We start from the raw sequence: 12,016 nt of genomic DNA on the forward strand, positions 1-12,016 counted from the left end.
ACGGAAGGACACCCTTGATGGACTTCGCACAGCGCACCATCGACATCGCCCGCCGCAACGTCGCCGAGGGCGGCCGCCCGTTCGCGACCGTCATCGTCAAGGACGGCGAAATCCTGGCCGAGAGCCCGAACCGGGTCGCCCAGACCAACGACCCCACGGCGCACGCCGAGATCCTCGCCATCCGCGAGGCGTGCACCAAGCTGGGCACCGAGCACCTCGTCGGCGCCACGATCTACGTGCTCGCCCAACCGTGCCCGATGTGCCTGGGGTCGCTCTACTACTGCTCACCGGACGAAGTGGTCTTCCTCACCACCCGGGACGCCTACGAGCCGCACTACGTGGACGACCGCAAGTACTTCGAACTGGACAACTTCTACGAGGAGTTCGCCAAGAACTGGGACGAGCGCCGGCTGCCGATGCGCTACGAGCCGCGCGACGCCGCGGTCGAGGTCTACCAGCTCTGGCAGCAGCACAACGGCGGCGAGCGCCGTGTCCCCGGCGCCCCCACCGCGGCCTGAGGAGCAGCCATGTCCCTCATCGAACCGAACGCCGCCGAGCTGCGGCATCTGGAGCGCGCGGTCGAGCTGGCCGCCGAGGCGGTGCGGGCCGGGGACGAGCCGTTCGGCTCGGTCCTGGTCGGTGCCGACGGGCAGGTCCTGGCGGAGGACCGCAACCGGGTGCACAGCCTGGACGACAACACCCGGCATCCGGAGTTCGAGCTGGTCCGCTGGGCCACCGCCCATCTCACCGAGCGGCAGCGCGCGGAGGCCACCGTCTTCACCTCCGGGGAGCACTGCCCGATGTGCGCGGCCGCCCACGGCTGGGCCGGCCTCGGCCGGATCGTCTACGCCCACTCGGCCGCCCAGTTGACCGACTGGCTGGCCGAACTGGGCGTACCGCCGTCTCCGGTGCGCTGCCTGCCGATCCAGGACGTCGTGCCCGGCCTGACGGTGCAGGGCCCCGTCCCGGCCCTGACCGACCGCCTCCGCGAACTGCACCGCGCCTTCCGCGTCGGCCGGCCGGGCACGGCCGCTTCCTGACAGCAGGGTTGGAGGGCGCGGCCGGGGTGTCCATGCCCGGCGCGCGTCCGGTCACCGCGCCCGCACCGCGTCCACCGCGGTGCGGGCGCGGTGACCGGCATGCCCGCTCATCGTCGCTCGGCCGTGCCGTGGTCCGGGTCCGCCTGCGCTTCGGCCTCGCGCAGCAGGGCCGCGATCCCGCGGAAGCCACGGCGTTCGGCGTGGGCGCGGGCCGTCGTCCCGTCGGCGTCCGGCAGCGGCGGGTCGGCGCCCGCCCCGAGCAGCACCTCCACGACCTCCTGATGCGTGCGTCCGCCGTCACCGAGGATCACCGCCTCCAGCAGCGCCGTCCAGCCGAGCCGGTTGACGTGGTCGACGTCGATGCCGGTCTCGGCCAGTACGGCCCGTACGTAGGCCACGTGACCGCGCTCGCTCGCCGGGATCACCGACACCCCGCCGAACCGGTTGGTCAGCTTCAGGTCCGGCCCGCCGGGCAGCAGCGCGCGCATCATCGCCACGCTTCCGGTGACCCCGGTGACCAGCCAGGCGCTGTCCAGGTGGTCGTCCTGCGCGTTCACGTCGGCGCCCGCGTCGACCAGCACCCGGGCCGCCTCCACCTCGTCGGCGAGGGCCGCTCGCAACAGGGGCGTACGGCCCTGCTCGTCACGTGCCTCACGGTCGGCGCCGGCTGCCAGCGCCTCGCGGACGGCGGCGGCTTCGCCGTGGTGCGCGGCGTCCAGCAGGGCACGGTCGGTCGGGGAAAGCGACTTCTTGGCCACGACGGAACTCCTCCACAGGGTGGCAACGGACAACGGGACGACGGCGGCGACAAGGACGACAAGGACGACAAGGACGACAAGCAAAGCAGAGGAGCGGAAAAGGGTGGTGGGCGAGAGGCCGGGAGGGCGGGAGAAGCCGGAACCCGCGGCGCGCGGGGCGAATGCCCCCGCGCGCCGCGGTGGCCGAGTGCCCACCGGTTCGGGGACGCCACTCACTCGGGTACGCCGGTCACTCGGGGGTGCTACAGCATGAGGTCAGCGCCCGTTGCTGATCGCCGCGACACCGGCCTGGGCGAACTTCTCGTCCAGGTCGCCGGACGGGGCGCCCGCGACGCCGATGCCCGCGATCGGGGCGTTGTCGTACGCGACCGGGGCGCCGCCCGCCAGGAACAGCGTGCCCGGAATGTCCTTCAGGGTCGGTGCCGAGTCCAGGCGCTTGACCAGCTCGGAGGTGGGCGCGTTCCAGGAGACCGCGGTGTACGCCTTCTTGATCGCCGAGTCGTAGGACTGCGGGCCGGCACCGTCGCCGCGCAGGGTGACGATCGTGTTGCCGTTGCGGTCCACCACCGCGACGGTCACCCGCTGGCCCTCCTTCTGGGCGGCCTTCAGCGCCGCCAGCGCGGCGTCGGCGGCGGCGTCGGCCGTGAGGTGGGTGCTGGTGGTCGTGGCCTTGGTCTTCACCGCGGCCACGGCCGCGACCGGAGCGGTGGCCGGGGTGTCGGCGGAGGCGGACACCGCTCCGACCACACAGGCACCGACCGCTGCCACGGCCGCCACGGAGGTGATGGCCTTGGCGCGGGCGGAGAACTTCTTGGCCTTGTGCTGCATCACGGATACCTCTCCAGTCATGTCACGTTCCCCGGCACCCGGACCGCCGGATCGGCCGTACCTGAGCGGGTGTCGGAGGACTCGGCGCTTCCTGCGCCGTGCCTCCACTCTCGACCGGCTCGGCACGCCGGACCGTCGACGTACCGGCTGCTTCCGGCGCGTGGAACGGCGGACGTCGGGGTCAACCGATCGGTTGACCCCCTGCCGTGCCGCCCGGGCGACAATGGCAGTGTTCTCCGAGCTCGGGACCTTTCCGCCGAGGCCGCGCCGAGACCCGCCCGCCGCCGAGCCACAGCCATGTCCGTACGTCCCGGCCGGGGAGGAACAGCCCATGCCGTCCAGGAACCGGCCTTCCCCGGCCGGCCCGGCCACCGCCGACAACGAGTCCCGCAGGCTCGCGTTCGTCATCCACCTGGCGTTCTTCCTGCTGCTCGGCTCCGCCCTGTTCCGGTACGTCCAGCGGCACAACGCCCAGCCCCAGGTGCCGGCTGTCCTGGCCCTGGCCGGCGTCCTCGCCGTGCTGTACGTCGTCGGCCACCGCAGGGCGGTCGCCGCGGCCGGCGCGACCGCCTCGGGAACGGCGGCGGTCCCCGGGACGGATTCGCCCTCCTCCCCGGGCTCGGCCTCCGCGGGCCGCGGACGGCCTCCCCTCACCGGGCTGCTGTGGCTGGGCGCGCTCGTCGGTGTGTGGGCCGTACTGGTCGCCCTGGCGCCCAGCTTCGCCTGGTGCGCGGTGCCGCTGTTCTACACCGCGCTGCGCACCCTGCCGACGCCCGCCGCGTACACCCTGGTGACGTTCTTCACCGCGTTCGTGGTCGTCGCGCAACTGCGGCTGGCCGACCGGCTCGACGTGGACCTGGTGATCGGTCCCCCGGCCGTCGCCGCCCTGGCGACGGCGGTCTTCACCTACATGGACCGGCAGACGACCCGGGAGGCCGCCCTGATCCGCGACCTGGTGCGCACCCGCCGCGAACTCGCCGCCACCGAGCGCCGCGAGGGCACTCTCGCCGAGCGCCAGCGGCTGGCCATGGAGATCCACGACGCCCTCGCGCAGAGCCTGTCCAGCCAGCGGATGCTCCTCCAGGCCGCCGACCGGCTGTGGGAGACCGAACCGGCGCGGGCCCGCGCCCATCTGCGCACCGCCGGGTCGATCGCCGAGAGCAGCCTGGCCGAGGCTCGCCGGTTCGTGCACGACCTGGCGCCCGCCGACCTCGCCGAGGGCGGCGGCCTGGAGTCGGCCCTGCGGGTCCTGGCCACCCGCGAGAGCACGCCCGAACTCACCGTGACCTGTGTCGTCGACGGCACACCGGGACCGTACGGGCTGCCGGACCGGGTGCAGTCCGCGCTGCTGCGCATCGCCCAGGGCGCCCTCGCCAACGTCCGGGAGCACTCCGGTGCCACCCGGGCCGCCCTCACGCTCACCCACCTGGAGGACCAGGTCCGGCTGGACATCGCCGACAACGGCCGCGGCTTCGACACCGCCGCGCTGCCGGAGCGCGCCGTCGGGGTCCGCGGACACGGCCTGCCCGCGATCCGGGCCAGGGTCGGCCAGCTGGGTGGCACCCTCACCATCGAGTCCGCGCCCGGTGACGGCACCGTCGTCTCCGCGGCCGTCCCGCACCGTCCCACTACCGCGGAGGTCCCCACTCCATGAACCGGACCGAACCCACCGAGCCCGCCGAGCCCGCCGAGCCCGCCGAGCCCGCCGAAGGCACCGAACCGGCGACCGTACGGCTCGTCCTGTGCGACGACCACGCCGTGGTCCGCGCCGGGCTGCGCGCATTGCTCGGCAGCGCCCCGGGAATCGACGTGGTGGGCGAGGCGGACAGCGGCGCGGAGGCCGTCGCGCTCGCCGCGAAGCTGGTCCCCGACGTGGTTCTCATGGACCTGCAACTCGGCGACGGAATGGACGGAGTCGAGGCCACGCGCCGCATCACCGCCGACTCCGGCGGCTCGGTCCATGTGCTGGTCCTGACCACGTACGACACCGACGCCGACATCACCCGTGCCATCGAGGCGGGCGCCACCGGCTACCTGCTCAAGGCCGAGCGCCCCGACGAGCTGTTCACGGCCATCCACAGCGCCGCCGCCGGCCGCACCGCCCTGTCCGCTCCCGTCGCCCACCGGGTCATGACCCGCATGCGCAGCCCGCGCCCCAAACTCACCGTCCGCGAGCTCGACATACTCGGCCAGCTGGCCCGCGGGCTGACCAACCGGGACATCGCCAAGGCCCTCTTCCTGAGCGAGGCCACCGTCAAGACGCACCTGGGGCGCATCTACGGCAAGCTCGGCGTCGACACCCGTGCGGGCGCCATGGCCGTCGCCAAGGAACAGCGCCTGCTGCCCCGACGAGCACGGCGCGGCTCGCTCACGGGTCTTCCCTGAGTCTTCCTTGGATCTTCCTGCCGCTCACCGGCTGTGTTCGGCGTACTCCCGGAAGTGTTCCAGATCGCTGCGGACGAGCCGTTCGATCGCGTTGGCCTGGGCGAATCCCCTGGGGCCGCCGAAGGCCTCCCGGACGGTGTCTGGGTCGTACTCCAGCCGTGCCTGGATCCGGGTGTTTCCCTGGTCGATGGGGTGCAGGCTGAGGGAGCACTTCAGTTCCGGGTCTCCCGTGGTGTGCCACTCCATCACGCGGTCCCCGGCGCGGTCGGAGACCTCGGCTTCCATCTGCCGGGCCCGCCCGCCCGCCTCGATGTCCAACTGGGCACGGCCCCCGGCCTCCGCACGGGCGTCCCGCACGCCGTCCATGAAGCGGGGATAGTTCTCCACCCGGTGAAGGCTGTCCCAGGCGCTGTCGACGGGGACTCCGACGTCGATGTGTTCTTCGAGGGTGCTCATGGCTACCTCCACGGTTCGGCTCACGACGCGCGTCCTTCTGCCTCCAGTGTGCGCCCCGCTCCGGTGGGCCGGGGTCCTGAGCAGAAGGCCGCGAGTCAGGCGCCCACCCGGACCAGGCCGCTCTCGTAGGCGAAGATGACCGCGTGGACGCGGTCCCGCAGGCCCAGCTCGGACAGCAGGCGGCCGAGGTGGGTCTTGACGGTGGTCTCGCCGAGGAAGAGGCGAGCGGCGATGTCCGCGTTGCTCAGCCCCCGGGCGACCAGGGCCGGCACCTCACGCTCGCGCTCGGTCAGCCGCGACAGCCGCTCACGCTCGGCGGGGCGGGCCTCGGGCAGGACGAAGCGCTCCACGAGGCGGCGGATGACGGAGGGCGGGGCCGCGCCGGGGAAGCGGACACTCTCGAAGCCGTCGCCCAGGTGCTGGGGCCGCGCGGCCGTTTCACCACCTTCGCCCACTGCCACGCGGCCTGGACCCCGCCCGCCCGCCGGTTCGCCTCGGAACTGCGCCGCCACTTCGCCACGGTGGAGCGCACCCCGGTGGTGTGGCCCAATCTGCCACCGGCGTTCGTCCACCGGGCCGGTCACGCCGTTCACCGACCGGCGGAACGCTGACGGACGCACAGCCGCATCCGGCTCCGGGTGCCCGCAGGGCACGCCCGGGCTACGCTCCCCGTATGGCTGGTCCATCCCGTCGGGATGTCTTCCGGCCCGAGCGGGCCCGGAGCCCTGCGCCGCCGGACCCTTGGCCGCCGGACGGGGATCGCCGCGTGCAACAGCGCGAGCGGAACGCGTCCGGGGCGGCGCACCGGACGCGCGCGCCGACCGCACTGGTGACCGCGGCGGCGCTGGCGCTGGCCCTGTCCGGCTGCGGTGACGGCAGCCTCGCGCCGCGGGCCGGAGCCATGACGCGGGTGTCGTCGGCGAGCGGCGCGGCGGCCGGGGCCGAGACCTGGGCCGCCCGGAGCCCTGGCGGGTCCGTCGACTGCCGCCGGACGAGATGCGTGGCGCTCACCTTCGACGACTCGCCGAGCGTCCGCACCCCGCGGATCCTGGACATCCTGCGCCGGTACCGCGTGCGCGCCACCTTCTTCACCCTGGGCAGGGACCACGTCGTCGCATATCCGGGAACGGTCCGGCGGATGGCCGCGGAAGGCCACGAGGTGGAGACCCTCACCTGGTCCCACCGGATCCTCACCGGGATCGGCCCGGCCGAGGCACGCAAGGAGATCACCCGGGGCCGCGATGCCGTAGCGAAGGTCATCGGCCGCCGGCCCGTCCTGCTGCGCCCGCCGCAGGGCCGTACGAGCCCGGCCGTCGCAGCGATCTGCCGGCGACTCGGCATGGCGCAGGTCCTGTGGAGCGCCACCGCGTCCGACTACGAGACCACCGACTCCGCGCTCATCACCCGCCGGATCCTGGCCCGCACCGGCCCCGGCGGGATCATCCTGCTGCACGACCGGGTGGACCCCTCCAGCCGCGGCTACAACGGCACGGTCGCCGCGATACCCGGCATCATCTCCGGCCTCCGCGCCGGCGGTTACACCTTCGTCACCGTCACCCGGCTCCTCTCCCCCGCCGGGCCCCGGCCCGGTGAGGTGTACCGCGACGGGCCTCTCGACCGGTGACGGCCCCCTTCAGTACGGTGAGCCAAGGGGGGTCTGATGACGTCGGAACCGGAACGCGCGCTGCCGTCGTTCGCCGCCCTTCCTGTCGTGTCGGTGGCCGTCGCCTTCGCCTCGGCGCTGACCGCGCTGTCCGGGCGGTACGGCTATCACCGCGACGAGTTGTACTTCCTCGCCGCGGGCGACCATCCCGCCTGGGGATATGTGGACCAGCCGCCGCTGACTCCGCTGGTGGCCCGCGCGGCCCGAGCCGTCTTCGGCGACACCCCGGCCGGACTGCGCGTCCCGGCGGCCCTCGCCTTCGCCGCCTACATCGTCGTGGCGACCCTCGTCGCACGGGAGTTGGGGTGCCGGCGGCGGGCCCAGGCGCTGGCCGCCGGACTCGCCGGTCTGAGCGCTCAGGCGCTCGCCGTCGGGCACATGCTCTCCACCGCCACCTTCGATCTGCTCGCCTGGCTGGTGATCTGCCGGCTGGTGCTGCGGCTGCTCCGCACCGGCGACGGGCGGTGGTGGCTCGCCCTCGGTGCGGCCGTCGGCGTCGGTCTGCTGAACAAGTACCTGGTGGCGCTGCTGGTCGTCGTACTGCTCGCGTCGATCCTGACCGTGGGGCCACGGCGGGTGCTGCGCAGCGGGTGGCTGCCGGTGGGCGCGCTGGTCGCCCTGGTGGTGGCCTCGCCCGGTCTGTGGTGGCAAGCCCACCACGGCTGGCCCCAGTTGACCGTCGCCGGCGGGATCAGCCAGGACGACGGGGCGGAGAACCGGCTGTTGTTCCTGCCGCAACAACTCGTCTATCTCTCACCGTTGTTCGTGCCCGTGTGGGTCACCGGCTGGCTGCGGCTGTGGCGTGATCCGGCGCTGCGCTGGGCCCGGGCGGCGGCGGTGGCGTATCCGCTGCTGTGTCTGCTGGTGCTGGGGCTCGGCGGCAAGGGGTACTACGCGGTCCCGCTGCTCGTGGTGCTGCTCGTGGCGGGCTGCGAGCCGCTGGCCGACTGGCTGCGATCCCGGTCGCGCGCCCTGCTCCTGGCGAGCGCCGTGGCGGTGACTGCGGTGATCAACGCGATGGTGACGCTGCCGGTGCTGCCGCCGAGCGCGCTCGGCGTCCCGCTGGCGATGAACAAGGAGCAGGGCGAGCAGATCGGCTGGCAGGCCCTGGCGGACACGGTCAGCGAGGCATGGTCCGCCGTACCGGCCGAGGACCGTGCGCGTGCCGTGGTCTTCACGCAGAACTACGGCGAGGCAGGCGCGTTGGACCGCTACGGCCCCGAACGCGGCCTGCCCCGGCCCTACTCGGGGCACATGAGCTACGCCGACTGGCGCCGGCCACCGGACACCGCGAACGGCCCCGTACTCCTCGTACGGCAGCAAAACGCGTCCGGCATCGAACAGTTCTTCACCGGCTGCCGCCCGGTCGCCCAGGTCGACAACCGGCACGGCGTGCCCAACGAGGAACAGCACGCCACGGTCGCCCTGTGCTCGGGGACGACAGCGCCGTGGTCGAGGCTGTGGCCGTCTCTGCGCCACTACTACTGAGCCACTGCCGAGTCCGGGTCCGGGCACCTCAGTTCCCGGCGACGGGCAGCGCCACCGTGATGGACAGGCCCCGCCTGGGGCCCGGCTCGGCGGCCAGGTCGGCGTCGTGCACCGCGGCGAGGGCGACACCGTCAGCCGCGGCGAGTCCGTGTACAGCGTGGACGACCGGAAGGTGCCGCTGCTGTACGGCTGCATTCCGCTGCACCGCACGCTCCGTGTGGGCAGTGAGCGCAAGGACGTGGCGATGCTGGAGAGGAACCTGGCCAGGCTCGGCCACACCGGCTTCACCGTGGGCGACGAGTACACGGCCGCCGCCGAGGCCGTCCGGGCATGGCAGGACGGCCTCGGCCGCGAGCGGACCGGGAGCGTGGCCCCGGCGAAGCCGTGGTCGCCCCCGGTGCCCGGCGCGTCGCCGGGGACACGGCCGCGATCGGCACCACGCCCACGGGCGAGATTGGCGGCGCACGTTCAGTGCTCTTCCTCGCGGGGGCGCTGGGCCGTGCCGAGGATGTGGGTGGCGGTCGGCAGGGGGATACGGGTTTCGGGGAAGGCGAACCTCTCCGCCTCGGTGAGAGTGAACCCGGCCGCGACGATGGCCGACCGGGTGTCGCGGCCGGTGTGGCAGCCTCCGCACAGCAGGGGCCAGAAGGTCGCGTCCACGGCGCGCTGGACGCGGCGCATCCCCGGTGTGTCTGCCTGGACGTGCTCCAGGAACCGCAGGTGGCCTCCGGGCCGCAGGACGCGGTGGATCTCGGCCAGTGCCGCCGCCTGGTCTGCCACCGAGCACAGGGTGAGGCATACGACGGCCGCGTCGAACGAGGCGTCGGGCACCGGAAGTTGCTCGGCCCGGCCGTCCGCGACCTCCACCTCCGCGGGCACGGTGCGGGCCGTTTCCGCGGCCAGGGCGCGCAGCCGGGGCTCCGGCTCGATGGCCAGGACGCGTCTCACCTCGGCTGGATAGTGCGGGAAGTTGAGTCCATTGCCCGCGCCGATCTCGATGACCCGGCCGGACAGACCCGCCACCAGGCGCTTCCGGTACCGCGTGATGCCGGCCCTCTCCAGGCCGGGGCCGGCGACACGGGCGTAGAAGCGGGCGAAGACGGGGTGGCTGACCTGTGGGGCCATGGCGGATCACCGGATTCGTGTCAGGGGCGGTGCCTGGTGGTCGTCGCGAGCATGTGTTCCGACCCAGCACACCACACAAGCGACCTGCTGACGCTTGTCACAGGCACCCTCTAGAGTGATCCGCCTATTGATCTGATGGTGTGCTGAAACGGGGGAAGGGTGGGCAGGAACCGGCGGATCGGAGCGTTCGAGCGGTGGGCGTGCCGCACAGCGCTTCAAACGGAGTGGGAACTGAGCGTCAAACGGAATCCGGTCGGCATCGGCACCGGTGTCGGCACCGGTCACCTGCACGAGGAGATGACGTGAGTGCACTCGCCACCCCTTCCCTGCTGGCGGCCACCCTGGCCACAGGCCTGATGGCCGGTCTGTTCGCGGGCTTCGCCTACGCCGTCATGCCCGGTCTGCGCCGCGGTGACGACCGCACGTTCGTCACCGCGATGCAGCAGATCAACAAGGCGATCCTCAACGGATGGTTCATGACGTGCTTCCTGGGGGCGATCCTCGCGCTCGCACTCGCCGCCGTCGCACAGTGGTCCGGCGGCGATCGCGGGGTCTTCGTGTTCGTCATCGCCGCGCTGGCGCTGTATCTGGCGATGTTCGTCATCACCGCGGCGGTCAACGTCCCCCTCAACGACGAGCTGGCCGCCGCCGGCCAACCGGACCGCATCGACGACCTCGCCGCCGTAAGGGAGCGCTTCGAGCCCGGCTGGGTCGCCTGGAACATCGTCCGCGCCGTGACCTCCACGGGCGCGTTCGGTTGCCTGGCCTGGGCTCTCGTCCTGCACGGCCGCTCCACCCACTGAGGCGATCGACGGGGGATCCGCGCGGCTTGGTGCCGCGTACGTCGCCGATGTCATGCCGTTGCCGACCGGCTGGCGTTGCGACAGCCGGTACTGGCCGGCCAGTCCCTGGGCGGGCACACGGCCGCGCTCACCGCCGCCGCGCATCCCGACCGGGTCCGCGCGCTCGTACCCGGGACTTCCTCGACGATCTCGCGCCCGTCAGGCCATGACTCTCGACGTCGAGAGGGGGCTTGCCGAGATGCCACACCTGCCCGGCGTGGCCATCATGGTCATCCAGGCCCCGGTCCGGTGGTCAGGAGCGTCGGCCGCACAAGAAGGGTGATGACCATGGAGCTGTTTCCGCCGATCCCCCTCGCCGAGTGGCGCGACACCAAAGAGACGCTCCATCGCTTCGCGCAGATCGTCGGAAAGGTCCGCCTCGCCGCCGGCACCCGGCGCAACCACTGGTGGAACGTCTCGTTCCACCTCACGGGGCGCGGTATCACGACGCGCCCGATGGGACAGGTCGACGGCAACCCCATCTTCACGATGGACTTCGACTTCGTCGCGCATCGGCTGGTCGTCTCGACGCTGGACGGGCGGGAGATCTCCTTCCCGCTCGTCGGCCGGTCCGTGGCGTCGTTCCACGACGCGGTCATGGACTCGCTGGCCGCGCTGGGCATCCGGGTGCGGCTCAACGTGCCCACGCCCTTCGACCTGCCCGACTCCGGCCGGCCGTTCGCCGAGGACACCGAGCACGCGACATACGATCCCGCGCAGGCCAACCGCTACTGGCGAGTGCTCAGCCAGGTGGCGTCGGTGCTGGAGGAATTCGCCGCGGGGTACTCGGGGAAGGTGAGCCCGGTGCACCACTTCTGGCACACCTTCGACATCGCGCACACCCGGTTCTCCGACCGTCGCATCGAGCAGCCCCGGCAGGTGGACCCGGTCACCCGGGAGGCGTACTCCCGGGAGGTGATCAGCTTCGGCTTCTGGTTCGGCGACGACGCCTTCCCCGCGCCCGCGTTCTACTCCTACACCGCTCCCGAGCCGGCGCACCTGGCCGAGGAGCCGCTCCGGCCCGCGGCGGCGCACTGGGTCGCCCGCATCGACAGCCACCTGGCCGTACTGCCGTACGACGAGGTCCGCACCGAGAACGACCCGCGTGCCGCCGTGCTCGCCTTCTACGAGAGCGCGTACCGGGCCGGTGCCCGGCGCGCCCGATGGCCGATCGACTCGCTCGCTTGCCCGGGCGGGGTGACGGACCCGCAACTGCGGGCCCAGACGCCCCGCCCCGTCTCCGGCTGAGGCTCAGCGGCGGTCGCGCGCCGCACGTCGGCGGGTCCACCCGGTCACCACGCCCGTCAGGCCTCGGCGCGCGCCGGCTCGCCCTTGAGCAGACCCGTCGCCTGGCCCACCTCGATGAGGCAGCCACGCGGCACCCGCAGCCGAGCAGCGATGATTTCGGCGCGGGCCGCCGGTCGTTATGGG

The 12,016-nt window shown here is 72.9% G+C and carries 14 protein-coding genes and 1 pseudogene; 9 read left to right on the forward strand and 6 right to left on the reverse strand.

Features of this window, described 5'->3' with window-relative positions:
- Positions 1-17 precede the first annotated feature (17 nt).
- On the forward strand, positions 18-518 hold the full coding sequence (locus ACIQMV_RS20070) for a nucleoside deaminase (RefSeq protein ID WP_402594319.1): 501 nt from the start codon (positions 18-20) through the stop codon (positions 516-518).
- A gap of 9 nt (positions 519-527) precedes the next feature.
- Positions 528-1,040: a nucleoside deaminase gene (locus ACIQMV_RS20075; RefSeq protein WP_141367416.1), complete on the forward strand. Its 513-nt coding sequence runs from the start codon at positions 528-530 to the stop codon at positions 1,038-1,040.
- Between the two features lie 107 nt (positions 1,041-1,147).
- Here the strand turns inward: ACIQMV_RS20075 and ACIQMV_RS20080 are convergent, their stop codons facing one another.
- A complete protein-coding gene (locus ACIQMV_RS20080) occupies positions 1,148-1,798 on the reverse strand; it encodes an ankyrin repeat domain-containing protein (protein WP_402594321.1) in 651 nt (216 codons plus the stop codon).
- A gap of 255 nt (positions 1,799-2,053) precedes the next feature.
- Positions 2,054-2,626 (reverse strand): heme-binding protein, encoded by a 573-nt coding sequence (locus ACIQMV_RS20085; protein ID WP_402594492.1) that lies wholly within the window; start codon positions 2,624-2,626, stop codon positions 2,054-2,056.
- A gap of 331 nt (positions 2,627-2,957) precedes the next feature.
- Here ACIQMV_RS20085 and ACIQMV_RS20090 point away from each other — a divergent pair, with 331 nt between their 5' ends.
- Together ACIQMV_RS20090 and ACIQMV_RS20095 are read left to right on the forward strand one after the other, a co-directional pair.
- Complete coding sequence (locus tag ACIQMV_RS20090; protein WP_402594323.1) at positions 2,958-4,280, forward strand: sensor histidine kinase; 1,323 nt, start codon at positions 2,958-2,960, stop codon at positions 4,278-4,280.
- Positions 4,277-5,011 (forward strand): response regulator, encoded by a 735-nt coding sequence (locus ACIQMV_RS20095; RefSeq protein ID WP_402594324.1) that lies wholly within the window; start codon positions 4,277-4,279, stop codon positions 5,009-5,011. The genes ACIQMV_RS20090 and ACIQMV_RS20095 overlap by 4 nt, the downstream gene beginning before the upstream one ends.
- A 24-nt stretch (positions 5,012-5,035) precedes the next feature.
- Here the strand turns inward: ACIQMV_RS20095 and ACIQMV_RS20100 are convergent, their stop codons facing one another.
- Together ACIQMV_RS20100 and ACIQMV_RS20105 are read right to left on the reverse strand one after the other, a co-directional pair.
- Positions 5,036-5,467 (reverse strand): SRPBCC family protein, encoded by a 432-nt coding sequence (locus ACIQMV_RS20100; RefSeq protein WP_141367915.1) that lies wholly within the window; start codon positions 5,465-5,467, stop codon positions 5,036-5,038.
- Positions 5,468-5,562: 95 nt separating this feature from the next.
- On the reverse strand, positions 5,563-5,928 hold the full coding sequence (locus ACIQMV_RS20105; protein ID WP_402594326.1) for a response regulator transcription factor: 366 nt from the start codon (positions 5,926-5,928) through the stop codon (positions 5,563-5,565).
- 305 nt (positions 5,929-6,233) lie between these two features.
- On the opposite strand from ACIQMV_RS20105, the gene ACIQMV_RS20110 reads away from it, so the two are divergent.
- Positions 6,234-7,091, forward strand: coding sequence for a polysaccharide deacetylase family protein (locus tag ACIQMV_RS20110; RefSeq protein ID WP_402594327.1), 858 nt, complete (start codon positions 6,234-6,236; stop codon positions 7,089-7,091).
- Between the two features lie 36 nt (positions 7,092-7,127).
- On the forward strand, positions 7,128-8,618 hold the full coding sequence (locus tag ACIQMV_RS20115) for a glycosyltransferase family 39 protein (protein WP_402594329.1): 1,491 nt from the start codon (positions 7,128-7,130) through the stop codon (positions 8,616-8,618).
- Positions 8,619-8,646: 28 nt separating this feature from the next.
- Here the strand turns inward: ACIQMV_RS20115 and ACIQMV_RS20120 are convergent, their stop codons facing one another.
- Both ACIQMV_RS20120 and ACIQMV_RS20125 read right to left on the reverse strand, forming a co-directional pair.
- Positions 8,647-8,823, reverse strand: a complete 177-nt coding sequence (locus tag ACIQMV_RS20120) for a hypothetical protein (RefSeq protein ID WP_402594330.1) — start codon at positions 8,821-8,823, stop codon at positions 8,647-8,649.
- A 263-nt stretch (positions 8,824-9,086) separates the two neighbouring features.
- Positions 9,087-9,743, reverse strand: coding sequence for a class I SAM-dependent methyltransferase (locus tag ACIQMV_RS20125; RefSeq protein WP_402594332.1), 657 nt, complete (start codon positions 9,741-9,743; stop codon positions 9,087-9,089).
- A gap of 302 nt (positions 9,744-10,045) precedes the next feature.
- On the opposite strand from ACIQMV_RS20125, the gene ACIQMV_RS20130 reads away from it, so the two are divergent.
- The 3 genes and pseudogenes from ACIQMV_RS20130 (at position 10,046) to ACIQMV_RS20140 (ending at position 11,833) form a co-directional block, all read left to right on the forward strand.
- Entirely contained in the window at positions 10,046-10,546 is a 501-nt protein-coding gene (locus tag ACIQMV_RS20130; protein WP_402594333.1) for a DUF1772 domain-containing protein, read from the forward strand.
- A 31-nt stretch (positions 10,547-10,577) separates the two neighbouring features.
- Positions 10,578-10,714, forward strand: a pseudogene (locus ACIQMV_RS20135) (alpha/beta fold hydrolase); the annotation flags it as partial.
- A 159-nt stretch (positions 10,715-10,873) separates the two neighbouring features.
- Complete coding sequence (locus ACIQMV_RS20140) at positions 10,874-11,833, forward strand: DUF5996 family protein (protein WP_402594335.1); 960 nt, start codon at positions 10,874-10,876, stop codon at positions 11,831-11,833.
- Positions 11,834-12,016 lie beyond the last annotated feature (183 nt).

This window comes from Streptomyces sp. NPDC091412 (assembly GCF_044756885.1).
Taxonomy (GTDB): domain Bacteria; phylum Actinomycetota; class Actinomycetes; order Streptomycetales; family Streptomycetaceae; genus Streptomyces.

Excerpts from the sequence above, each read along its gene's own strand:
- ACIQMV_RS20070 (WP_402594319.1), top strand. The coding sequence starts at position 18 with ATGGACTTCGCACAGCGCACCATCGACATCGCCCGCCGCAACGTCGCC.
- ACIQMV_RS20075 (WP_141367416.1), top strand. The coding sequence starts at position 528 with ATGTCCCTCATCGAACCGAACGCCGCCGAGCTGCGGCATCTGGAGCGC.
- ACIQMV_RS20085 (WP_402594492.1), bottom strand. The coding sequence starts at position 2,626 with ATGCAGCACAAGGCCAAGAAGTTCTCCGCCCGCGCCAAGGCCATCACC.
- ACIQMV_RS20090 (WP_402594323.1), top strand. The coding sequence starts at position 2,958 with ATGCCGTCCAGGAACCGGCCTTCCCCGGCCGGCCCGGCCACCGCCGAC.
- ACIQMV_RS20095 (WP_402594324.1), top strand. The coding sequence starts at position 4,277 with ATGAACCGGACCGAACCCACCGAGCCCGCCGAGCCCGCCGAGCCCGCC.
- ACIQMV_RS20100 (WP_141367915.1), bottom strand. The coding sequence starts at position 5,467 with ATGAGCACCCTCGAAGAACACATCGACGTCGGAGTCCCCGTCGACAGC.
- ACIQMV_RS20115 (WP_402594329.1), top strand. The coding sequence starts at position 7,128 with ATGACGTCGGAACCGGAACGCGCGCTGCCGTCGTTCGCCGCCCTTCCT.
- ACIQMV_RS20125 (WP_402594332.1), bottom strand. The coding sequence starts at position 9,743 with ATGGCCCCACAGGTCAGCCACCCCGTCTTCGCCCGCTTCTACGCCCGT.
- ACIQMV_RS20140 (WP_402594335.1), top strand. The coding sequence starts at position 10,874 with ATGGAGCTGTTTCCGCCGATCCCCCTCGCCGAGTGGCGCGACACCAAA.